The organism is Rhodococcus sp. 5G237, from assembly GCF_053764735.1.
The window spans coordinates 141,600-165,413 of the sequence record NZ_JBSNCD010000005.1; the positions used below are offsets into that span (position 1 = coordinate 141,600).

The window sequence follows — 23,814 nt, forward strand, 5'->3', positions numbered from 1 at the left end:
CACACCGCGCGGTCGTTGTGGGGATCACCACAGTTTTTCTAGCGCTCGATAACGACGTCCTCGACCGGAACGGTATCGTGCCGCCTTCACCACTCTGCTCGCGGGGAAGCAGAGACCGCCCGGCCGGTAGTGTGGACGCTCGTGACGAGGCTTGCCGCAGACCGCAGAGTGCTCGGCATCCTGGGCCTGGTGGCGGCGCTCGTCGTCGTAGCTCTCGTGGTGCCGCATCCGACGATCGCCCAGATCCGGGAGTGGTCGGAATCCGTGCACGGCCCGGCACTGGTCCTGGCGTTCTTCGCCGTCCACGCCCTGGTCACGATCGCCCCGATTCCGCGCACGGTGTTCACCCTCAGCGCCGGCGTGCTGTTCGGCAGTGCCGTCGGCATCGGCGTGACGGTCGCCGCCTCCACGGTCAGCGCCGTCCTCGCGTTCCTGCTCGTGCGGGCCGTCGGACGCAAGGCCGTGGAATCGCGTCTCACACACCCGGCGGTGAAAGCGATCGATCTGCGGCTGGCACGCCGCGGATGGCTCGCGGTCGGCTCGTTGCGGTTGATCGCCGCCGCCCCGTTCTTCGTCGTGAACTGTTGCTGCGCGGTCTCGGCGGTCCGTCTCGTCCCCTACACACTCGCGACGGTGGTGGGCATCCTGCCGGGCACCGTGGCGGTGGTGCTCCTCGGTGACGCTCTGACCGGGCAGACCGATCCGCGGCTGATGGTGATCACCGGGGTGTGCATCGCGCTCGGTCTCGCCGGGCTGCTGCTCGAGGCCCGACTCCCCGAGCCCGCCGGTTCGGCGCTCGACGCCGTCGTCGATCCGGATCAGGCTCCGGCGTCGAGATAGTCGGCCAGGGTCGGGCCGAGGACGGCGAGCACGGCCGGGGTCATCATCTCCAGATGGTCGCAGTCGATCGTGTGCTCGGTGATCGTGCCGGACACCCACGGCCGCCACAGGGCCGGTGACGCACCGTCGCCCGTGCCGAGCGATCGCGCCGCGGCGACGAACAGCAGGTCGCCGTCGAAACATCGCAGGTCGAGCGTCGGCGCGGCCCGATGGACGTGCGCATAGGCGGTGAGGATCCGCTCCAGGTCGGCGGTGGACAGTCCGGTCTCGTGCCCGAGACTGCGGTTCACCGCGTCGAGCAGCTGCTCGCAGGTCATCTCGTCCGGCGTCGCGTGGGTCAGTTCGATGCCCAGTCCCGCCAGCAGCTCCGCGTGGGTGTGGGCACGCCGCTCGCGTTCGAGCGGGTAGTAATCGAGGACGACCAGGTCGACGGTCTCCCCCGCGGACCGCAGTTCGACACCCATGTGATGGGCGATCAGTCCGCCCTGGGACCAGCCGAGCACGGTGTAGGGACCCTGCGGTTGCACGGCCCGCAGCTCCTCGACGTAACGGTGCGCCAGTTCGGCGGGCGTCGCGTCGAGAGGACCGCCCGAGAGGTACGGCAGTTGCAGCCCGTACACCGGCCGATCCGGCAGGTGGCGCAGCAGTCCCGCGTACACCCAGGACAAGCCGATTGCGGGATGCACGCAGAACACCGGCGGGCGGTGACCGTGCCCGCGCAGGGGGATCAGCACATCGAACATCCCGGTCGCCGGAGCAGTGGTCGCCGGTGGCTCGTCGAGGCGATCCGCGAGCCCGGCCGGTGTGGGGTCGAGGAAGACCAGGGACAACGGAACTTCCCGGCCCAGCTCGCTGCGCAGCTTCGATGCCACGGCGGTCGCGGCGAGCGAGTTGCCGCCGAGGTCGAAGAAGTTGTCGTCGATCCCGATCCGGTCGCGTTCGAGGACGGAGGCGAACGCGCGGGCCACGGCACCTTCGGTCGGTGTGCGCGGTGCCCGGTAGGCAGCCCCGACCGGCGCGGCCGCCGGTAACGCCGACCTGTCCACCTTCCCGCTCGGGGTGACGGGCAGGCCCGGTAGTACGACGATCACCGACGGGACCATGTACCGCGGCAGCCGGGTGGCCGCGAAATGCAGGATCTCGGGCGCTTCGATCGGAACGGTCCCGGTGGGCACCACATATCCGACGAGCCGATCGCCGCTGCCGTCGTCGCGCACCACCACGACCGCCTGGGCGACGGCCGGATGCCGGAGCAGGACCGCCTCGACCTCCTCGAGTTCGATGCGCAGACCGCGCAACTGGATCTGGAAGTCACTGCGCCCGACGTACACGGGCTCGGTGCCCGCCGCGGTGCGGGTCCAGCGCATCAGATCCCCGGTGCGGTACATCCGGTGCCCCGGTGCGCCGAGGGGGTCGGCGACGAAACGCGTCGCGGTCAGTCCGGGTTGTCCCGCATACCCTCGCGCCAGACCCGGTCCGGCGAGGTACAACTCCCCCACCGCGCCACCGGCCACGGGCTGCAGATACGAGTCCAGCAGGTACTCGTCGAAACCGGGCATCGGCGGCCCCACGGTGGGATTCTCGCCGGGGACGAGCGGATCGAGCAGGTTCGACATCACCGTGGCCTCGCTCGGACCGTAGCCGTTGACCATGTGACGGCTCCGGGCCCACGTCTCCACCAGGGACGGCGGGCACGCTTCCCCACCGACGCTCACGAAGGTCAGGGCCGGTAACGCGTCCCGATCCAGCGTCGCCAGCACCGCGGGTGTGGTGTACAGGTGCGTGATGTCCTCGTCGGCGAGGACACGCTCGAGGTCGTCGCCGGCGGCGATACCGGGCGGCACCACGACGAGCCGCGCCCCGGCCGAGAACGCGACGATCGTTTCCAGCAACGAGGCATCGAACACCGGCAGCATCGCCTGCGCGACTCGCGAATCGCTGTCGGCGACCGTCGAGAGCCGATCGACCAACTCGGCGATACCGCGGTGCGTCACGGTCACCCCCTTCGGCGTGCCCGTCGATCCGGACGTGAAGATCACGTACGCCGTGTTGTCGGCGCGCACGGGCGCGCGGCGGTTGATATCCGGCACCGGTGGTGCGGGCGCACTGTCGAGGTCGGCGTCCCGAACCGGCACGACGGATACGTCGTCGGGCACCGCCGGTTCGGGTCCGTCGACGAGCACGCAGAGCGGTGTGACCGTCCGGATCATCGCGGTGACGCGGTCGCGGGGTTGGTCGGGGTCGGCGGGCACGTAGACGGCACCGGCGCGGACGACGGCGAGCATCGCGACGACCCGCAGGAACGACCGCCGCATCGCCACCACGACGGTGGTCTCCGGTGCCGCTCCGCGGGAGACCAGCAAATACGCGAGCCGCTCGACCCGCTCGTCCAGCTCCGCGTAGGTCCACTGCCTGCCTGCGTCGACGATGGCAACGGACTCGGGGGACCGTGACATCCAGTCGTCGAGGATCTCCGCCCACGTCCGTGAAGGGGCGGTGCCGGGAGCGGACACGACCGACACCTCGTCCCCGAACAGGCGGAGACGACCGAGCGGGACCTCCGGCCGGTCGACGACGGCCTCGAGGACCTGGGCGACCTGCGACACGATCGCGTCGCAGGTCGCCCCGTCGAACAGGTCCGGGCGGTAGCTCAGTCGCAGCCGCAGCGCGTCGTCGACGTGCGCGATCAAAGTCAGTGGATAGTGGCCGGAGTCGTGTCCGGTGACCTCGCGTACCTGCATGCCCGCGAGGTCGACCGCGTCGGACAGGGCCGCACGGTCGACCGGGTACGACTCGAACACCGTCAGGGTGTCGAACCCGGCGGCGGGTCCGGCGACCTGCTGGATCTCCGTGAGGCCGAGGTGATGCCGGTCGAGCAGTGCGGTCTGTTCGATTCGGATCCGCTCGACGAGCGCTGCGAGGGTCTCGTACGCGTCGAGCCGGACCCGCACGGGAACGGTGTTGACGAACAGGCCGATCATCTCCTCGACCCCGTCGACCTCCGCGGGCCGGCCGGAGACGGTCGATCCGAACACGACGTCGCGCTGCGAGGTGAGCTTCGCCAGCACGATCCCCCACGCGACCTGCACCACCGTGCCGACGGTGAGCCCGTGGTCCCGGACGAAGGCCTCCAGGCGCCGGGTGTCCGCAGGATCGAGCGCCCAGGTGGTCTCCTCGGACAGGGCCTGCACGAAGGTCTGCTCGGCCTCCGGGGCGACCAGCGTGGGCCGATCCGGGCCGGCCAGGTACCGCGACCAGGCATCGCGGGCGGGTGCCGGGTCCTGCTGCACGAGCCACCGCACGTAGTCCCGGTAGGGACGTACCGGCGAGAGAACCCCGGTGTCCGCATCGGTGCCGTACAGCACGAGGAGTTCCTTCAGCAGCAACGGCGCCGACCAACCGTCGAGCAGGATGTGGTGGTTGGTGAACACCAGCCGGTGATCGTCCGGTCCCATCCTGACCAGGCTCAGGCGCACCAGCGGTCCGTGCGCCGTGTCGAAATGCTGCGTCCGGTCCTCGGTCTGCAGGCGGGCCAGTTCCGCCGCACGGTCATCGGGATCCAGGTCGCTCAGATCCCACTCACGCAGCGGCATTTCGACCGATGCCTGCACGACCTGCACGGGCGGGGACTCCCCGTCGAAGACGAAGTTCACCCGCAGGTTCGGATGCCGCGCCGCCAGGGCGGCCACCGCCCGCCGAAGGCGTCGCGGATCGACGACACCGCCCAGGTGCAGGGTCAGTTGCACCGTGTACGCGTCGATCGAATCGTTCCGGAGGGCATGGAACAGGAAGCCGGTCTGCAAGGGGGTGAGGGGCCACACGTCCTCGAGGCCGGGATAACGGCGCTCGAGCTCGTCGAGGCGTTCCTGGCTCAACGGGACCAGCGGCAGATCCGATGGGGTGTGCCCTCCCGCGCCCGGTTCGGCGACGTGCCGGGCGAGGCCGCTCAGCATGCGTCGCCACCGTTCGGCCAGATCCGACACCTCCGGGCGGGTGATGACCCCGGTCGCATAGGCGAGATCCGCGCGCAGCACCGGACCGTCGGCGGTGTCGACGACCATGGCGTTGACGGAGATCACCGCCGGTACCGGCTGAGCGGGGTCGAGGCCACCGCCGAATTCGATGTCCGTGACGGCGTCCGGCAGCGTGCTCCGGCCGTGGAAGTTGAAGGCGAGCCGGGGTGCCGGCAGGGCTTCGAGAGCGGCGCGGCCCTCGTCGTCGAGATACCGCAGCATCCCGTATCCGATCCCGTGGTCGGGAACGGCACGCAGGTGTTCCTTGACAGTCTTGATCGCGGTTCCCGCTGCGGTGCCGCCGCGTTCCACGGCCTCCACGTCGATACCGGTCAGGTCCAGTCGCACCGGATAGGCCGCGGTGAACCATCCGACCGTCCGGGACAGATCGGCTCCCGGCACGACCTGCTCCTCCCGGCCGTGGCCTTCCAACGCCACGAGCACCCGGGCGAGGTCGATCCCGCGCTCGGCGCGCTGCGCGACGACGGCTCCGGCCAGCGCTGCGAGGAGACCGTCCACGATGCTCCCGTGGAAGGCCGCCGGGAGGACGGTCAGCAACGTGGTGGTCGTGGGGGCGGGAACGTCGACGGTGACGGTGTCGACGGTGGCCCCGACGTCGACCGCGGGGTCCAGCTCTCTGGCGCCGAGCAGCGCATCCGGACCCGACAGGGTCGAGATCCAGAACGGCAGTTCGGCCGCGCGCGTGCCGCGGCGGGTCGCCTCGACGAGACCGTGCGCCCAGCGGCGCATCGAGGTGCCCGTCGGTGCGGGATCCGGGTCGAGTCCGTGTTCGAGTCGAGCCGCCGCAGCAGCGAGGTCGCCCAGCAGGATTCGCCAGGAGACACCGTCGATCACGGCATGATGTGCCACGAGCAACAGCCGCGACGCGGGTCCCGCCTCGAATTGCACCGCCTGCACCATCACTCCCCTGCCGGGATCCAACCGTCCGGTCGCGGCAGCGTGCTCGGCAGCGGCGATCGCGGTGAATTCGGGCCCCGTGAGGTCGTCGACCCGGACGCGGCACAGGATCGACGACGCCGAGACGGATCCGATGGGCCGTGTCTCGAGATGCAGCTCGTCAGGCGTTCCGGGCTCCGCGTGGAGCCGCGCCCGCAGCATGTCGTGCCGATCCACGACCGCCTGCAGGGCCGCGAGAAGGTCGGCCTCGCGGAGTCGGTCCGGCAGCGGAACCGACACCGATTGGCAGAAGCCCGGATACGTGCGGCCGCTCCCGACCAGCCACCGCAGTATCGGGGTGAGTGGAACGTCACCGACGCCGCCGCCCGGCAGTTCCTCGAGCGTCGGCGCGGCCGGTCCGGCCAGGGTGACCGCCGCGGCGAGCGCTGCAACGGTCTTGTGTTCGAACACATCTCGGGGCGAGAGCACCAGTCCCTCAGCTTTGGCCCGCGCGACCAACTGGATCGACATGATCGAATCGCCGCCGAGAGCGAAGAACGAATCCTGCGTTCCCACCCGGTCGACGCCGAGCACGTCGGCGAACACCCGGGCGAGAGCCCGTTCGGTGTCGGTGGCCGGTGCGATGTAGCTGTCGCTCCGCGTCGCGACCTCCGGGGCCGGCAGCGCGCGGCGGTCGAGTTTGCCGTGCACCGTCACCGGCAGGTCGGCCATGTGAACGAACGCGGCGGGAACCATGTAATCGGGCAACCGCTCTCGGACGAAGCGACGGACGTCGTCGAGTCGCTCCTCTGCGGCGGGGTCGTTGACATAGCGGGCGAGGCTGCCGATGTCATCGGCCGGACGGTACACATCGGTCAGCGCTGCATCGGCACTGTCGTCCGGGTCGTCGCGGAGGACGATCACCTCCATCGATCCCGGTTCCTGCGACCACGTCACGGCGACCCGGTAGCCGAGTTCGGCGCCGAGCAGATCGAAATCCGCGGGACCGATGCCGTCCGATCGTGGCCGGAGGTCTGCTTCCGACACGAGCGTGTGGTCGGGCATCGCATCGAGGGCGGTCGCCGCGGCGATCACCGACCGCAGGGCGGTGTGCGGTACGCCGGACACGCGCAGGGCATCGGGACGGCCGGTCCGCAGGTGGTCGGCGAGTGCGGCGAGTGTTCCGAATCCCGCCCAGGACCGGCACGGAACGTCGGCGAGCGACCGGGGTCCGGTACCGGTGTGCAACACCACGCTGTAGCGGTACAAGCCGAGTTCGTTGGCCGCCCGCATCCGGCCGAGTTCGATGTCGGCCCCGGTGACACCCGGCAGACGACCGGCCAGGCCTGCGAAGAACTCGGGGGCGAGCAGCAGTTCCCGCTCGGAGAGCGTGGCACGGCGGACGCGTTCGCGGATCGTGTCCGCGGTCTCGGTGCCGTCGGCACGGGCGAGTTCCACCGCGGCGGCGAAGTACGGCAGCAGCGCCTGGTTCCGGACATCGCCGAGATGGATCGATCCGCCGGGTGCGAGCAGCGGCAGGATCTTCCGGAGCACCTCGAGCAGATACGCCGCATCCGGGAAGTACTGGATCACAGAATTGAGCACGACGGTGTCGAAGTACCGCTGCGGCAACCCCTCGGTCGCGTGCGCCGGTTGCGTCCTCAACGTCACCCGATCGGCCCACGGCTGCGATCGCACGGCGGAGCGCAGCGTCTCGATCGTCGGGGCCGAGAAGTCCGTGCCCCAGTACTCGGCGCAGTCGGGGGCCAGTTCTCGGAGCAGTAGACCGGAGCCCACGCCGATCTCGAGCAGGCGTCGGGGCCGGAGCCGCCGGACGGCCCGCACGGCGGCGTCGCGCCAGTCCCCCATCTGCTCGACCGGAATGGGCTGCCCGGTGTCGGTGGCGTTCCAACCCGCGAAGGCGCCGGTGTCGCCGGTGTCGCCGGTGTCCTCTTGTGGCGGCGTGGAGTACACGTCGTCGTACAGTGCCCTCCACCGCTCGACGGTGCCGGTCGCGCGGGTCGGGTCGGCGAGCAGTGTCTGTTCCCGGTCGAGCACCACATACGCGACCAGTCGTCCGGTCTCGTGGTGCCCCGGAGTCTCCCGGACGACCACGGCGGCGCGGGCCACCGCCGGATGCGCACCCAGGACCGCTTCGATCTCACCGGGTTCGACCCGGAAACCGCGGACCTTGACCTGATCGTCGCAGCGGCCCACGAATTCCAGGTGCCCGCCCGGGCCCTCGGCATCGCTCGTCGAGCGGATCCACCGCACGATGTCACCGGTGCGGTACATCCGCTCCCCCGGCCCGCCGAACGGGGATGCCACGAATCGCGCCGCGGTCGTGGCCGGACGACCGGGATATCCGCGAGAGACCCCGTCCCCGGTGATGTACAACTCGCCGGGGACACCGGGCGGCACCGGCAGCAATCCGGCGTCGAGGACGAGGACCGCGACTCCCGGGATCGATGTGCCGATCGGGACCGACGCGCGCTCTCCTCGGGCGAACGCGTCCTCGACGAGGTACATCGTCGCGCACACCGTCGTTTCCGTCGGTCCGTACGCGTTGACGAGCAACGTCGAGGGATGCGATTCGCGGAAGCGACGTGCGACCTCCGGGGACAGCACGTCACCGGCCGTGACCACCTGGTCCACACCGTCCCACACCCGCGCCGGAACGACGGCGGGGTCGGCGAGGGCGTGGAACAGCGGTGTCGGGACGAACATCGTCGTCACACCGTGTTCGGAGATCATCCGTGCGACCGTCGACGGATCGAGCAGGCCGGGTGGTGCGAGCACCAGTTCGGTACCGCCGATCAGGGCGGGCCAGATCTCGTACACCGACGCGTCGAAACCCGGTGAGGACACCAGCGACATCCGGTGTCGCGGTCGCGAATCGGTCCATCCGTGCTCGACGAGGTGCACGAGGTTCCGATGCGTGACGGCCACTCCCTTCGGGACACCCGTGGAACCGGACGTGTAGATCGTGTACGCGGTGTTCGACGGGTGCAGGGGCGCGATCCTGTCGTCGTCGGTGAGCGGTCGCGCATCGTCGGGCAGGGCGTGGGACGTCGGGCGGCCCGTCTCGTCGAGGATCACCACGACGGCGGGGGTCGCATGTGAGGTGAATCGACTGTCGGTGACCAGGACGCGGGGCGCGGCGTCGGCGAGGACGAAGGCGGTGCGTTCGCTCGGATAGGCGGGGTCCAACGGCAGATAGGCGCCACCCGCCGCCGACACCGCGAGAAGGGCGACGACCAGTGCCGGGGATCGGTCGAGGGCGACGACCACCACGGTCTCGGGCCCCACACCCAGCTCGACGAGCAGACGAGCCAGCCTGTTGGCCCGGGCATCGACGTCGCGGTAGGTCCATCGGCCCGCGACGCTGGCCAGCGCCGGCGCGTCCGGTGTCGCCGCGACCCGCTCGGCGAGCACCGCCGGAACCGTCCGGTCATCGGTGGTGGCATCCGGACCGCTCCACGCGTCGAGGAGCAGATCGCGCTCCGACCGATCGAGCAGGTCGACAGCGTCGACCCGCCGGTGCGGCGATCTCACGAGGGCATCGAGGACACGGAGATACCGGTCCGCGAATCGTTCGACGGTGTCGCGCTCGAACAGATCGCTCGCGTATTCGATGCTGCCGAGCATCCTGCCGTCCTCGGTGGACACGCGTTCCGACACGCTGATGTACAGGTCGAACCGCGCGATGTCGGTCGCGACGGGCAGCATCTCGACGTGGATGTCCGGATGGTCCAGGCTCGGCAGCGGGTTGTTCTGCAACGCGAATGCGACCTGGAACAGCGGATGATGGGCGGTCGAGCGCGCCGGGGCGAGCAGCTCCACCAACCGTTCGAAGGGCGCGTCCTGGTTCTCGTAGGCGGCCAGCGCCTTGGCCCGCACGCGGTCGAGGACATCGGCGAGCGTCCATCGTCCGGTGATGCCGTCCACGCGCAGCACCCAGGTGTTGACGAAGAATCCGACGAGATCGACGAGAGCCTCGTCGGTCCGCCCGGCCACCGGACCACCGATCGTGATGTCGTCTCCCGCACCGAGCTTGTGCAGGAGCACCACGAGTGCCGACTGGAAGACCATCGACGCGGTGGCCCCGTGCTCGGCAGCCAGGTCGTCGGTCGCGATGCGCAGCTCCGCGGGGATCGTGAACTCCACCCGGCCACCGCGGAAGGACTGCACCGCGGGGCGGGGACGGTCGAGCGGAAGAGAAAGGCATTCCGGGACCCCGGCCAGTTCTTCTCGCCAGTAGGAGAACTGCCGGTGCAGGATGCTTCCCGTCTCGTCCTCGTCCCCCAGCACCTCCCGTTGCCACAGGGTGTAGTCGGCGTACTGCACCGGCAGCGGACCCCATCGCGGTTCGGTCCCGGCCGATCGGGCCGCGTATGCCAGCAGCATGTCGCGCACCAGCGGCACCATCGACGCGCCGTCGCCGGCGATGTGGTGCAGCACGAGCACCAGCACGTGGTCGTCGGAACCGGTCCGCAGCAGTGTGGCCCGCACCGGGATGTCGGTGGACAGGTCGAAGGGCCGCCGCGCCTCGGCGCGCACGGCCGCCTGCTCTTCGTCGGCGGTCACTGCCCGCACGGGCAGCGACAATGAGGTCCGCTCGACCGGCAGGATGCGCTGGAAGGCGACTCCGTCGGATTCCTCGAAGACCGTGCGCAGGGACTCGTGGCGCCCCACGACATCGGCGAACGCCGCCCTCATCGCGTCGATGTCCACCCGTCCGGTCAGGCGTGCCGCCATGGGGATGTTGTAGGTCGGCGACGGACCTTCGTAGCGGTGGATGAACCACAATCGGGACTGCGCGTAGGACAACGGGATCCGGTCCGGCCGGCGCCGGGGTGTCAACGGCGTCCGGGCGACACCGCACTCCGCGAGACGCGGTACCAACTCGGCGATCGTCGGTGCTTCGAAGAGCATCCTGATGGGTGCTTCGACGTGCAGTGCGGACCGGATCCCCGCCACGACACCGGTCGCCGACAGGGAATCGCCTCCGAGTTCGAAGAAGTTGTCGTCGACGCCGACCCGATCCGGGGACAGATGAAGAACGTCCGCGAAGACCCCCGCGAGAGTCCGTTCCAGCCCCGTGCGCGGAGGACGATGGAGCACGCCCCGGCGGTCCGGGGCCGGCAGCGCGGCACGGTCCAGCTTGCCGTTGGCCGTGATCCGCATAGCTGCCAGCGGCACCACCACAGCCGGGACCATGAAATCCGGGAGTTCCGCCGCGAGCGCATCACGAATCGTCGAGGCAGCCGGGACCGAACCGGTGCGCGGCACCACGTACGCCACCACCCGGTCGGATCCGGTCTCGCGCCGGACCGCCGCCGCGGCCTGTTCCACGTCGGGGTGGCGGAGCAGTGCTGCTTCCACTTCACCGAGTTCGATGCGCCGCCCCCGCACCTTGACCTGCAGGTCGGCGCGCCCCGCGTAGATCAGCCGCAGATCCGAGGTGGCCGCTGCGCTGTCGTTCTCTGCGCTGTCGTCGTTCGTCGACCACCGCACGAGATCGCCGGTGCGGTACATCCGCGACCCCGCCGGCCCGAACGGGTCGGCGACGAACCGCGTCGCCGTCGTCCCCGGTCGGCGGTGGTATCCCCGCGCCAGGGCAGGTCCTGACGGATACAGCTCGCCGATCACCCCGGGCGGCACCGGACTCAACCGTGCGTCGAGCACGACGGCCCGGAATCCGGGTCCGAGTGTGCCTGCGGTGACCGCTCTGCCAGGCACGAGGTCCTCGGACGCCATCTGCACGGTGATCTCGCTCGGCCCGTACCCGTTGACCATGCGACGACCCGCAGCCCATCGCTCCACGAGCCAGGCCGGGCAGTCCTCACCGCCGACGCTCACGAAGGACAGGTCCTCGGGGACCGCCGGATCGATCGTTGCAAGGACCGCAGGAGTGGTGCAGAAGTGGGTGATCCGCTCGGCGCGCAACGCCTGTGCGAGGTCGTCACCGGCGGACGCCTCGGGCGGGCCGATCACCAGGTGCGCCGCCGAGCCGAACGCCACGAGCAACTCCAGTACCGCCAGGTCGAAGCTCGGGGATGTCCCGTGCCAGACCCGCGCGTCGTGGTCGGCGAGGGTGCGGGTGTGCGCGACGAGGTTCGACAGTCCCCGGTGGGTGACGACCACGCCTTTCGGCTGTCCCGTCGATCCGGAGGTGTAGATGAGGTAGGCGGGTTGATCCGAACGCGCGGGCGCGCACCGGTCCGTATCGGTCACCGGAGACCCGGTGTATCGCGTCGTCTCCGTGACCACCTCCGGATCGTCGACCACGGTCCACGGCACGGTGCCGGGAAGCAGGGACCGTTCACCGGTAGTGGTGAGTCCGAGCACGGCGCCGCAGTCGCGCAGCATGTACTCGATCCGGACGGGCGGATAGGCGGGGTCCACCGGGACGAAGGCCGCGCCCGTCTTCGCCACGGCCCAGATCGAGACGATCGAGTCGACGGACCGGGCCATGCCGATCGCGACGAAACGTTCCGGTCCTGCCCCGCGCTCGACGAGCATGCGGGCCAGCCGATTCGATCGCTCGTCGAGTTCCCGGTAGTCGATCCGGGTCTCGCCGCACGACACTGCGGTGGCCACGGGGGTGCGGAGTGCGGCGTCGGTGAGGATTTCCGGCAGCAGACGTTCGGTCACCGGCGGCGGACCCGTCACGGCAACGAGTGCGGTCCGTTCGGCTGCGTCGAGCAGATCGATGTCGCCGACCCGTATCTCCGGATCCTCTTCGACGGCCAGGAGGATCCGTCCCAGTCGGCGGGCGATGCGCTCGACGGTCGGCGCGGTGTAGGCGTCCGTGGCGTATCGGATGCGGAGCACGTCCGCGGACGTCGACTCGCGCCCGGCGCCGTCGCCGGATCGCGGACGCTCCAGATCGATACGCAGGCCGACGTCGCCGAGGACGGCCTTCTTCACCTCCCTGTCCGCATCGCCCAGTCCTTCGACGGTGACGCGGAAGAGTGGGGCGTGCGATCCGTTCCGTGTCGGCGCCAGCGCGTCGAGCAGTGTCGCGGCAGGTACGTCGGCATGTGCGAGAGCGTCCCGAGTCCCCCGGGAGATGTCCTCGAGGAGATCTCGGAACGGCTCGTCGAGGCGCACTCGGGTGCGTAGGGGCAGGACCGTGCGAGCAGAAGCGGTACCGGCCGGGGCAGGGACACCGAGCACGACGTCGTCGGTACCACTCGACCTGGCGAGGAGGATCGCGGTGGCAGCGTGCAGGATCGGGACACGATCGTCGGCACATTCGGCGCTCGCTCGACCCGGTCCGCTGCCGAGGGGATGGACGAACTGCGCCCACGCCGAAGCAGATCCCGCGTTGCCCGCCCGGCCACCGGCGGGTGCCGGCGTGGACGGTGACAGTGCGGGCGGGGTCGGCGCACCGGCCAGAAGGTGCCGCCAGTGATCGAGCACGGTGTTCCGCCGGTAGCGGGGTGCGGCCGCTCCGGCGCTCGGCGGGTGGATCGAACCGACCGGCGTTCGAGGGTCGGCTGCGACGAACTGCTCGAGGATCTCCGTGAAACAGATGCACTGCGCCTGTATCTCGTTCTCCTCGTATCGGTTCGGATTCGCCCGGAATTCGATCACGGTGCCGGCCGGCGCACTGCGGCGGTGGACGGTGATCAGCCGGTCCCCGACGGGCCCGCGCGACAGGACATGTGGTGTTCCCACGATGTCCCCCAGTACGGGTTGCTGATCGAACAGCATGACGTTGACCAGCGGGACCGAGAAGCGGGACACCGGTTCGGAGGTCGCCCGGCGGATGTCGTCGAGTCCGCACGCCTGGTGTCGGAGGGCTCCGACGAGCTCGACCTGCATCCGCCGGACGAGATCCTCCACGGGTTCGCTCGGATCCACCCGGATCCGCAGGGGAACCACGTTGACGAGCATTCCGGCGGACCGTCGCAGCTCGGCCGTTGTGCGCGCCGACACCGGGATGTTCACGAGCACGTCGTACCGGCCCGATCGCCGCGAGAAGAAACAGGCGGCGGCCGCGAGTACCACTGCGGCCGAGGAGGCGTCCCGCATCGCCGGGGACCCCGACAGGTAGGTGTCCGCAGTGTCCGACAGATCCGTCTCCGCCGTGAGGGTCCGGACCGCCGGTGGCACCTCCGTGGTGTCGACGTGGGGCAGGTCGCGGATCCGCTCGCTCCAGTACTCACGGTCCGCGACGAATCGGTTCGACGCGCGATACTGCCGGTCCTTCTCGTACAACGTCCGTAGATCCGCCGGCGGCTTGTCCGGCGTCGACACCCCGTCCTGGCCGGAACTCCGGGAGGCGAGTGCCCTGGAATAGAGATCGGCTCCTCTGCGAACGATGATCATCGCTCCGAACCCGTCGAGCGCGATGTGGTGAGCCTTGACGTACACGAGGTAACTGGCATCACCTGTGCGCAGAACCACTATGCGGCACAACCGGTCCGCCATCAGGTCGACGGGTGCTTCCACATCCCGCCGGAGCCACTCCTCGGCCACCCCCCGCGGATCGGATTCGGCACGGAGGTCGACGACCTCGGTGGGTACATCGAGGTCCCGGTCGACGACCTGGTACGGACGGTCGTCCACGTCGACGAGGCGCAGGAGGACGGTCTCGAACTCCCGCCCGGCGGTCGTCGACGCCCACTTCAGCAGCTCGAGATCGAGTTCTCCACGGAACTCCACGTATTGGGCGATGACGAAAGGGACTTCGGGTACGAGTTGCTGGGCGAGCCAGATACCGTATTGGGCCGGAGTCAGCGGAAACGCACCCGCGCGCTCGTCGTCGGAGTTCTGCGCGGTGCCTACGACGGGAGTGGCCACAGCGCCCCCTTCACGAGGATATGTGCAGCGGCAGCGGCGAACAGGAGCGCCTCGTCGAGCCGGATGCCATCGAGCATCGTGCACAGCTCGCGAGTGGGAACGACCGAGTCGGCACGTCGCTTCGAAAATGTATGCGTCAGCGTAGGACGGGGACGAGGTGGCTGCAATGCTGTGCAGCAGAACGAGATCGAGATGCGACCAGGACATGTCACAGAGGACGACGCTCGCACATCCCGACATTCGGCATTTTCACGCCATAAACCTTGGGTTTGTTTGATGGGATGGATAGAAACCTTCCGTCCGCGCTATGCTCGTTTTACAAACTTAGAATGCCAAACTTTCGGTAAACTCCGGACGAAGGGGAATTCACGCCCGGCCCGACGGTCGCACGAGCACAGGATCCGCGTGAGCGGACGATGCACGAGGCCGGACCGGTGCAGTCGATTGTGTTGCACTGCAACAATTTCCACTTCTCTCATGTCTGCTGCTCGAAACAGCCTTCCGACAATCCTTTCCGGGAACCCTCCCCAGTTCCCACGAACACGCGACATCCATCCCCTGGAGGGAGGAAGCGCAGATGCCGATCCAGAGACGAGTCGGACCTCGTTCGGGCACGGTCTGGGTGGACCTGTTCGGTGAAACCTCCGAGTACGCAGACGAAGCGAGCGCCCACCTGTTGAGAAGGTGGGCGAGCGGGTATCTCACCGAACCCAACCCCGACCTCGGCCGCAGCGGGCCCGTGTGCCCGTTCGTTCGTCCGTCGATCGGCAAGCAGCTCTTCGGAGCTGCATTCGTCCACGGACCCGGAATCGACGCCGGGGCACTCGGCACGATCGTGGAGGACCAGTTCGACCTGTACACGACGCTCTCACGCGAGGACGATCGCGACCGGAGCCTGAAGACGCTCGTGACCGTACTGCCCGACCTCACCGGCTTCGAGGTGATCGACGTCGTCCACGCGGAATTCAAGTCGCGGTTCGTCGAACACGGTTTCATGCTCGGCCAGTTCTACCCGGGCTGCACCCAGCCTGGTCTGTGGAATCACGACTTCCATCCGCTCGACGCCCCGTTGCCGATGCTGGTCGCCCGCAACATGATGACGACCGATTTCCCGTTTCTCGTCGGTCGCCAGGAATGGCTGTGCGCCTACTTCAAGAAGTTCGCCCCGGCACTGCCGTCGACACTCCGCCTCACCATCGCGAAACGGATGAAGTACGACGGCGATGCGGTGGACGCGATCACCGCACATCATGAGCTGACGGGGAACGAGCCGGCCCGCTAGCCCGTACGCATCGCCACGCGGCACCCCGATTCGTCAAGCTTCAGGTCTTGATTATATTGAATCAAGCCCTCACACTTGACACATGTTCGTCTTGACGGTCGACCAACGGGGCAGCCGCCGCGATGTCGACCGCGTGGCGGACCTCCTCACCGAACTGCAGGACGTTCCGCTGGTACGGCCCTTCGATCGCACCGCGGGCGACGAGGTCCAGGCCGTCGCGGACGATCCCGCTCTCGTCGTCGATCTCGTCCTCGACCTCCTCCGAAGAGAACGCTGGAGTATCGGGGTGGGAATCGGCCCGGTGGAGACCCCGCTCCCCGAGCAGACACGCGCCGGCCGCGGACCCGCCTTCGAACATGCCCGCACCGCTGTCGAACGCGCCAAGAGCGCACCCGGGCAGGTCGCGGCCGAAGGTGACGACCCCGAGGCCACCGCCGATGTCGACGCCGCGCTCACCCTGCTCGCCACCGTCGTCCTGCGCCGCACCGAGCAGGGGCACGAGGCGGTCGATCTTGCTCGCCAGGGTCTGTCGCAGGCGCGGATCGCCGAGCGTCTCGGCATCAGCAAGCAAGCGGTATCCCAGCGCCTCGCCACCGCCGGGTGGCAGGCCGAACTGGCCGGACGCGAACTCGTGCGCCGACTCCTGGAAAGGGCCGATCGTTGACCGTCCTCTCACTGGTGTGCCTGGCCGTCGCCGCTCTCGCACCCATGCTCGCGCTGCGCCCGAGCCTGCCGGTGTGGCCGGCCGCCTCGCTGAGCCTCGCGGGTCTCGCCGGTGCCGCCCTCGCCGCCACCGCGACCACACCGGTTCAGGGAGTCGCGCTCGCGGCCACGCTGATCCTCACCGCCACGGCGGCGATCACCGGGGGCGGACCCGCGGTCCTCGTGGCGTTCCGGATCGCGCGCCGGCAACCCGACGCCGGTCCCGAGCCCACCCCTCCCCCGGGTCCGCTCCGCGGCGGACGCGTCATCGGAGTGCTCGAACGCGGAGCGGTCACCGCCTCCGTGCTCGCCGGATGGCCCGAAGGGATCGCCGTCATCATGGCGGTGAAGGGTCTCGCCCGTTATCCCGAACTACGCGAACCGAATGCTTCCGAACAGTTCATCATCGGCACGTCCACCTCGGTGCTGTGGGCGGTCGCGGTGTGCGGCGTCGGGCAGGCGCTGATCACCTGACGCCGGGATCTCCACCGTCAGGTCTTCTTCAGCGCACTGCCCTTGTGCATCGCGACGTGATCGGTCTTGTCGCTCCGGATCTCGTACTGCGGCTCGTCCTCGCTGCACCGCCGCGTGCGCCCCTTGAACTCCACGTCCTCCGTGTGCTTCGCGATGATCACACCCTCGACGTATCCGGCCTCGGAGTTCCATCGGACGTGGTCACCGACGGAGAAGTGGGTCGCCATGTCGTCGTCCTCCCGCTCGGCCCGCTTCCTGTGACAGTCGGATAGCCGTCTCCGATCGGTCCTACACCCCAGGTCGATCAGTCCGTCCGATGCTCCGCGGGATCCGCGGATCCCTCGGCGACGGCACGGAAACGTTCGAGGTCCTCCGGACGGAACTCGGGCCGGTCGACCACCGCGTCGACGAGCAGCCGCAACTGGTGTTGCAAGGCCGGTACCGACTCGGTGCGCCCCTGCGCGGAGAGATGATCGATGAGCATGCGCAGAACCCGGGCGAGCGCCGTGGCCACGTGCAGCTGCGCCGAACCGGCCTGCCGGATCTGTTCGAAGGCGTGCTCGATGTACTCGTCGGGCGACAGGATCCACGGACGCAGCAGTATCCGGCCGTCCGCCCCCTCGATCGCCGGCACCGGACTGTCGGTGACCAGCAGGGTGCGCAGCAGACTGCCGAGCCGGAGCACCACCTCGGTGGCGGTCGTCGGGTCGTTGATCGCCTGACTGAGGGCGCGCAGCGCGATGTCGACGAGTTGCCGCAGCGCGAAGTCCACGTCCTGTTGCATGGTGCGCGCATTCGAGATCTCCACGGCCGCCTCGAGCCGCCGCAGGACCACCGCCCGTTCCGGCTTCGGATGGATCCGCAGCAGCGGTTCCCCGCAGTGGATGTACGCGCCGGGACGCGTCTCCATCCGCACGACCGCACCCGGCGGTACCACGGCGAGAACGAGCTCGGCCGGCGCCTGGGTCACCCAACCGTCGCGCGGGGCGTGCACCGTCGCCCCGTCGGTGAAATCCGGCTCCGGCACCCGGTCGACATGGATCTCGCGGTGCGCACTCCGGCTCGTGTTCGCGATGACCTTCTCGGCCTCCGAGGCGATGCTGCGCACCACCTCCCCGACCTGCAAACCGTGGGCCAGCCGGTTGAGATAGGCGATGATGAGCACCACGGTCGACACCGCGAGGACCACTGCGAGGGTGGTCGACAGTGTCGGGGCGGGTTCGGCGTCGTCCGCGCCGATGTGGCGCAGCGTCAGCACGCAGTAGACGAAGGTCGCCACCAGCATCCCGATCACCGTCTGGCTGGCCCGATCCCGGATGAAGGACCGCATCACCCGCGGTGAGAACTGGCTGCTCGCCAACTGCAGGCTCACGACGGTCAACGAGAAGACGACACCGGCGGTGGTGATCGTGGCACCCGCCACGGTACTCAGCAGCCAGATCGCGGCGTTGCTGTTCATCTTCATGCCCCACGGGAAGGGGCCGGAGGCCCGGTCGATGTAGCCGCTCACCTCCGCGAGCACGGCTCCGGCGACGACAACCAGCGCGGGCAGCGCGAACAGGCTCTCCCGGAATCGGTATGCGCCCGCAGCGACCCGCAACTGTATCCACGATCTCGGCAGAGCACTCATGTCGACCACGCTATCGACAGCCACGGCTGCGGCAACCCGACTCGCGAAGCACAGCAACCACGACCGGTCTCCGCCCCGGAGGTGCTACCTTCTCACCCGATCGTCCGGAGCGGGTGGATCCGCTCCTCTCGCGCGACGACCTCGATGCGGTCCTGCACTCGTCGCATCGCACGTAGCCACCGATCCGGGTCCGATGCTCGCCGCCGGTAGTACTCCGCCACCTCGGGGTGCGGAAGGATCAGGAACCGGTCGTCGCCGAGGGCTCCGACGATATGGTCGGCGACCTCGTCCGGGGTGAGCACCCCGTTCTCGAAGATCACCCGGCCTGCCGCGTCGGTGGGCAGCAGATCCGTCGCGACGCCCTGCGGGCACACGCACTGGACGATCACGCCCTTGTCCCCGTAGGTCGCCGAGAGCCATTCCGCGTGGGCGACGGCAGCGTGCTTGCTCACCGAATACGCCGGGGAACCGAGCATGGTCAGCAGTCCCGCTGCCGACGCCGTCACCACGAACCGGCCGGTGCCCCGCTCGAGCCACTCCGGCAGCAGTGCCCGGGCGGCGCGGACGTGACCCATGACGTTGACGTCCCAGGACAGCTGCCAGGCCGCCTCGCTCTCGGCCCCTCCGGTCTCGACCCCGGCGTTGGCGAACCACACGTCCACGGCGCCGAGAGCGGCGCGCGCACGGGCGACCAGATCGGCGACCCCCTGCTCCCCTGCCGCATCCCCCGGTGCCGCGACGCCGCCGATCTCCTCGGCGACACGGACGCACGCGTCGGCGTCGAGATCGTTGACCACGACACGGGCGCCGGCCTGCGCGAGGCGGTAGGCGAGAGCCCGGCCGATGCCGTTACCGGCTCCCGTGACGACGACACCCGCGTCCCGGAGATGATCCGGAGTCGTCCTGTGTGTCAACTGTCGTCCTTCCGTTCGTGCCGGCCCGGACGTGCCGGGGCGGCAGGCGAGACCGGGCCCGGCAACGAGCGACTCGCCGCCGGGCCCCGTGATGACATCTCGATCCGTGTGGTCACATCTTGCTGAGCGCGTCGGTTCCGCCCACCAGCATCGCCGCGGCGACACCGACCGCGGTGACACCGGTCATGACCAGGGCGACAGCGGCGACGAGCGGGTACCCACCGTTGGACCAGTACTCGAACAGGATGGTGCCCATCACCTGCGTCTGCGAGGCCCGCACCAGCAGCGACGCCGTGAACTCGTGGGTGAGCAGAACGAACAACAGGGCCGCGGTCCCGCCGAGGCTGCCGCGCATGAGCGGCAACAGGATCTTCACGTTGGTGGCCACGAAACCGGCACCGCTCACCCGGGACGCCTCGAGATAGGTCTCACCCAGGGCGAGCATCGAGGACAGCTGCATCCGGGTCGCGAACGGCAGCATCAACGTCACGTACACCAGGATCACCACCCACGAGGTGCCGTAGAGGACGATCGGCCCCTGCGTGTAGGTCAGCAGGAAGGCGGCGCCGAAGATGACCGCCGGCACTCCCAACGGCATGGACACGAGCACGTCGGTGACCACACGCAGCACCGGGTACTTCGTGCCACGCACGATGAGGTTCGCGGCGACGAAGCCCAGGGGCAGGACGATCGCCATCGCGATCAGGGAGAACATCACGCTGTTGCCCACCGCGGCGGGCACCGCCGTACCGGAGAAGATCGTTTCGAAGTTCTCGAAGGTCAGCGCCGAGAAGTTGACGGTGCCACTCCAGTAGCGCGACAGGGCGACGAACACCAGCGCCAGCAGCGGCAGCACCGTCGACAGCAACGAGAACAGCAGGATGATCGCCACACCGGTCTTCGACGGGCGCCCCTGCGAACGGAAGGCCTTACCGCCGTGGGTGACGAACCGGCGCTGATTGCCCAGCATCGCCTTCTGCGCGAAGACCACCACGATCCCCACGATCAGCAGCGGCGAGCCGAGGGCCGCCGCGGTGGCGAACTGTGCCGGCGAGTCGCTGATCTGGAAGTACATCTCCGTGGTCAGCACGCTGACCCCGGTGTTGGTGCCCAGCAACAGCGGACCGGTGAACTGCCCGAGCCCGAGCAGAAGTGCCACGCCCGCGCCGTAGATGAGTGTGGGGCGCAGCAACGGCAAGGTGATCTTGAAGAAGACCTTCCATTCCGGCATCCCGGAGACCTGAGCGGCCTCGATCATCTCCGAGTTGATGTTCTCGAAGCCCGAGCGGACGAACATGTACACGAACGAACTCAGCGAGAAGCCGGTGATGATCACGATCCACTGGATCGAGTAGATGTCGATCGGGCCCTCTTCGAGATGCGACCACCACGGCAGGTTCCGCAGCATCGCGTTGAGGTAGCCGGGACGGGGTGAGAGCAGGAACGCCCAGCCGACGATCGCGGCGACGGCCGGGATCACGATCGGCAGGATCGGCAGGATCTGCAACACGGCCAGGCGTCGGGGAAGCCGGTTCGCCGCCCACGCCAGTGCCGTGCCGAGAACCATCGCGATCACCAACGAGCCGAACGCCAGGCCGACGGTGTTCCACAGGATCTGGCCGATGCGGGGCAGACCGAAGGCACGGTCGTAACCGGCTGCTCCGTCCTCGAAGGCCGTCGCCTGCAACCGCACCACCGGAAGCACGACCAGGTAGCAGAGCAGCGCCACGAAGGCGACGACGCCGAGGCGGCGCGCGACGACCCGCACCGCGTCGTTCCCGAGCGCGCGGGGGACACTCGGAGGGGCTTCACCGACCTCGGCGGTCGGCAACGTCATGACAGCCATGTCCGCCTCACCCCACCAGAGCGCCGGTCAGCGCCTGTCGGGGCAGTGCCAGTGCCGTGCCGTCGTTGTCGAAGGTGCGCGCGTCGAGCGGATCGAACGCGAAGATCATCGTCGCGCCGCGGTTCACCGTGCACGGCATGCGCGCCGTGTCGAATGTCTGGATCCGGGCATGCAACTGGCGGCGCACCGATCCGTCGCCCACCACCGAGCACATCACGTCGAAGTGCAGGCCACCGTACTCGACATCGTCGATGTGCACGGCCATCCCGGCTTCACCGGGCAGCAGGTCCGCGACGTCGGTCACCAGCCGGACCTTCTCCGGTCGTAGGCGCAGGACGAACGAACCCACCGAAGCCTCTGCCCGCGGTTGCATGCCGTGGATCTCGGTGCCCAGCGCATACCAGCGTCCGTCGACGTACTCACAGGGCACCCGGTTCGACATGCCCGTGAAGCCTGCGACGTACTCGTCGACCGGCTCCTCGAAGACCTCTCGCGGCGGACCGATCTGGACGATCCGGCCGGCGCGCATGATCGCCATGCGGGTGCCCAGCGCCAGGGCTTCGCTCTGATCGTGCGTCACGAACACCGCCGTGAACGGCTTGCGCTGATGCAGGTCGTGCAGTTCCGCCCGGACCTGATCGCGCAGGCGCGCATCGAGGTTGCTGAGCGGCTCGTCGAACAGGACGAGATCGGGATGGGAGACCAGACCGCGTGCCAGGGCGACGCGCTGCTGCTGCCCGCCGGACAGTTCCGCCGGGAGCCGGTCGAGCAGACGTTCGCAGTCCACCAGCGCCGCGGTCTCCTCGACCCGGCCGTCGGCGAGCGCGTCGGTGAGCTTGCGCGACTTGAGTGGGTAGGCGATGTTCTTGCGGACCGTCATGTGCGGCCACAGGGCGTAGGACTGGAATACCATGCCGATGAAGCGCTTGTCGGGCGGCAGGTTCACACGGCGGGCACCGTCGAAGACCACCTCGTCGCCGAGGGTGATGGAGCCGCTCGCAGGCTGTTCGAGGCCGGCCAGACAGCGGAGGGTCGTCGTCTTGCCGCACCCGGACGGGCCCAGCAGGACCAGGAATTCGCCGTCCTCGATCTCGAGGTCGAGATGATCCACGGCCACCGTCGGGGGCTTGCCGTCGAAGTTCTTCAGCAGCTGGCGTATCGAGACATGGGACATCGTGTACTCACTTTCCGACCGTCGGAGATCAGTGCTCGGTGGCGAACAGGGCGGGTGCCGGTTCGCGGACGGGTTCAGGGGACGGGGTGCCGCCTTCCCGGTCTGCGCGGCCGGTAGCGAGCCGATACAGTCGCTGAGCGTGTTCGTCGGCGGTGCCCCACAACACGCTCGAGCTCAGCGCCCGGCGGTAGTACAGGTGGGCGGTGTGCTCCCAGGTGAAACCGATGCCTCCGTGCACCTGGACGTTCGTCGCGGTGGCGAGGCCGGCAGCGTCTCCGCACGCGATCGCCGCGATGGCCGCTGCCTCGGCGCACTCGTCGTCGGTGCCCTCCTCGACCGCCCACACCGCGTGTGCGACAGCGGAGTCGGCCAGTTCCACGGCCACGGCCACCTCGGCGAGCATGTGCTTCACGGCCTGGAACTCGCCGACGAGGCGGCCGAACTGCACGCGTTCCTTCGCGTAGGCCACTGCGGCGTCGAGACACGCGCGGGCGACGCCGAGACTGTCGCAGGCCAGCGCCACGAGGGCCCGATCGCGTACGCGGCCCGGTTCGGGCCGGTCGGTGAGCAGGGTGGCCGGGGCGTTCTCGGCGTGGATGCGTGCCAGACCCCGGGTGGCGTCGGTGCTCTCCATCGGTTCGACCGTCACATGGACGCGGTCGACGGCGTAGAGGCCCAGGGCTCCGTACCGGTCGACGGCATGGATCAGGAGCGTATCCGCCACAGTTCCGTCGAGCACGAAATCGGCCCGGCCCGTGAGGGTCACGCCTGCGCCTCCCTCGACTGCGCGGAAGGCGCTCTCGGCGGACGGCGCGTCGCACTCGTCCCCGGGGACCACCGTGGCGACAATCCGTGTGCCCGAGGCGATCCCTTCGAGGAGGTCCCCGGCGAGGGGGTGTCCGGCGCAGCGGGTGAGAGCCGCGGCGGCGACGACACCGCCGAGGACCGGGACCCGGGTCAATTCCGCACCGAGGGTTTCGAGAACGGCTGCCACGGTGGCGAAAGAGGTACCGAGACCGCCGAGATTCTCGGGGACGGCGAGAGCGCCGATTCCGATCTCACGGCCGAGTACGGACCACAGTTCGCGGTCGAGGGCACCGTCGCGGTAGACCCGATCGGTCCGCCCGTCCGCCGGGTCGGCCCGGCCGACGGCGGCTCGGATGGTGTCGACGAGGAGCGCCGTATCCTCCGCGCCGGTCGCGCTCGAGAGAATCATGGTGTCGCCTTT

11 protein-coding genes are annotated in these 23,814 nt (G+C 69.1%); 4 read left to right on the top strand and 7 right to left on the bottom strand.

What is annotated here, in order from left to right:
• Positions 1 to 168: 168 nt before the first annotated feature.
• Positions 169 to 840, top strand: a complete 672-nt coding sequence (locus tag ACWPOC_RS13010; protein WP_120282513.1) for a TVP38/TMEM64 family protein — start codon at positions 169 to 171, stop codon at positions 838 to 840.
• Here ACWPOC_RS13010 and ACWPOC_RS13015 read toward each other — a convergent pair.
• On the bottom strand, positions 819 to 14,564 hold the full coding sequence (locus ACWPOC_RS13015; protein WP_455408793.1) for an amino acid adenylation domain-containing protein: 13,746 nt from the start codon (positions 14,562 to 14,564) through the stop codon (positions 819 to 821). The genes ACWPOC_RS13010 and ACWPOC_RS13015 overlap by 22 nt on opposite strands.
• A 577-nt stretch (positions 14,565 to 15,141) precedes the next feature.
• On the opposite strand from ACWPOC_RS13015, the gene ACWPOC_RS13020 reads away from it, so the two are divergent.
• The 3 genes from ACWPOC_RS13020 to ACWPOC_RS13030 all read left to right on the top strand — a co-directional run bounded on the left by ACWPOC_RS13020 (position 15,142) and on the right by ACWPOC_RS13030 (position 17,022).
• Positions 15,142 to 15,846, top strand: coding sequence for a DUF6875 domain-containing protein (locus ACWPOC_RS13020; RefSeq protein ID WP_455408794.1), 705 nt, complete (start codon positions 15,142 to 15,144; stop codon positions 15,844 to 15,846).
• Between the two features lie 82 nt (positions 15,847 to 15,928).
• On the top strand, positions 15,929 to 16,510 hold the full coding sequence (locus ACWPOC_RS13025) for a hypothetical protein (RefSeq protein WP_455408795.1): 582 nt from the start codon (positions 15,929 to 15,931) through the stop codon (positions 16,508 to 16,510).
• Positions 16,507 to 17,022: a hypothetical protein gene (locus tag ACWPOC_RS13030; RefSeq protein ID WP_455408796.1), complete on the top strand. Its 516-nt coding sequence runs from the start codon at positions 16,507 to 16,509 to the stop codon at positions 17,020 to 17,022. Before ACWPOC_RS13025 ends, ACWPOC_RS13030 begins: the two co-directional genes overlap by 4 nt.
• Positions 17,023 to 17,039: 17 nt before the next feature.
• On the opposite strand, the gene ACWPOC_RS13035 is transcribed toward ACWPOC_RS13030, so the two are convergent.
• The 6 genes from ACWPOC_RS13035 to ACWPOC_RS13060 all read right to left on the bottom strand — a co-directional run bounded on the left by ACWPOC_RS13035 (position 17,040) and on the right by ACWPOC_RS13060 (position 23,802).
• Positions 17,040 to 17,249, bottom strand: a complete 210-nt coding sequence (locus tag ACWPOC_RS13035; RefSeq protein ID WP_006551530.1) for a hypervirulence associated TUDOR domain-containing protein — start codon at positions 17,247 to 17,249, stop codon at positions 17,040 to 17,042.
• 77 nt (positions 17,250 to 17,326) lie between these two features.
• Positions 17,327 to 18,652, bottom strand: coding sequence for a DUF2254 domain-containing protein (locus ACWPOC_RS13040; RefSeq protein ID WP_455408797.1), 1,326 nt, complete (start codon positions 18,650 to 18,652; stop codon positions 17,327 to 17,329).
• Positions 18,653 to 18,744: 92 nt separating this feature from the next.
• The gene (locus ACWPOC_RS13045) at positions 18,745 to 19,566 is read right to left on the bottom strand and encodes an SDR family oxidoreductase (RefSeq protein WP_455408798.1); all 822 of its coding nucleotides are present in this window, start codon (positions 19,564 to 19,566) and stop codon (positions 18,745 to 18,747) included.
• A 112-nt stretch (positions 19,567 to 19,678) separates the two neighbouring features.
• The gene (locus ACWPOC_RS13050) at positions 19,679 to 21,412 is read right to left on the bottom strand and encodes an ABC transporter permease (protein WP_120282506.1); all 1,734 of its coding nucleotides are present in this window, start codon (positions 21,410 to 21,412) and stop codon (positions 19,679 to 19,681) included.
• Between the two features lie 7 nt (positions 21,413 to 21,419).
• Complete coding sequence (locus ACWPOC_RS13055; RefSeq protein WP_455408799.1) at positions 21,420 to 22,586, bottom strand: ABC transporter ATP-binding protein; 1,167 nt, start codon at positions 22,584 to 22,586, stop codon at positions 21,420 to 21,422.
• Positions 22,587 to 22,614: 28 nt separating this feature from the next.
• The gene (locus ACWPOC_RS13060; protein WP_455408800.1) at positions 22,615 to 23,802 is read right to left on the bottom strand and encodes an acyl-CoA dehydrogenase family protein; all 1,188 of its coding nucleotides are present in this window, start codon (positions 23,800 to 23,802) and stop codon (positions 22,615 to 22,617) included.
• Between the last annotated feature and the right edge of the window lie 12 nt (positions 23,803 to 23,814).

Excerpts from the sequence above, each read along its gene's own strand:
- ACWPOC_RS13020 (WP_455408794.1), top strand. The coding sequence starts at position 15,142 with ATGCCGATCCAGAGACGAGTCGGACCTCGTTCGGGCACGGTCTGGGTG.
- ACWPOC_RS13025 (WP_455408795.1), top strand. The coding sequence starts at position 15,929 with ATGTTCGTCTTGACGGTCGACCAACGGGGCAGCCGCCGCGATGTCGAC.
- ACWPOC_RS13035 (WP_006551530.1), bottom strand. The coding sequence starts at position 17,249 with ATGGCGACCCACTTCTCCGTCGGTGACCACGTCCGATGGAACTCCGAG.
- ACWPOC_RS13040 (WP_455408797.1), bottom strand. The coding sequence starts at position 18,652 with ATGAGTGCTCTGCCGAGATCGTGGATACAGTTGCGGGTCGCTGCGGGC.
- ACWPOC_RS13050 (WP_120282506.1), bottom strand. The coding sequence starts at position 21,412 with ATGGCTGTCATGACGTTGCCGACCGCCGAGGTCGGTGAAGCCCCTCCG.
- ACWPOC_RS13055 (WP_455408799.1), bottom strand. The coding sequence starts at position 22,586 with ATGTCCCATGTCTCGATACGCCAGCTGCTGAAGAACTTCGACGGCAAG.
- ACWPOC_RS13060 (WP_455408800.1), bottom strand. The coding sequence starts at position 23,802 with ATGATTCTCTCGAGCGCGACCGGCGCGGAGGATACGGCGCTCCTCGTC.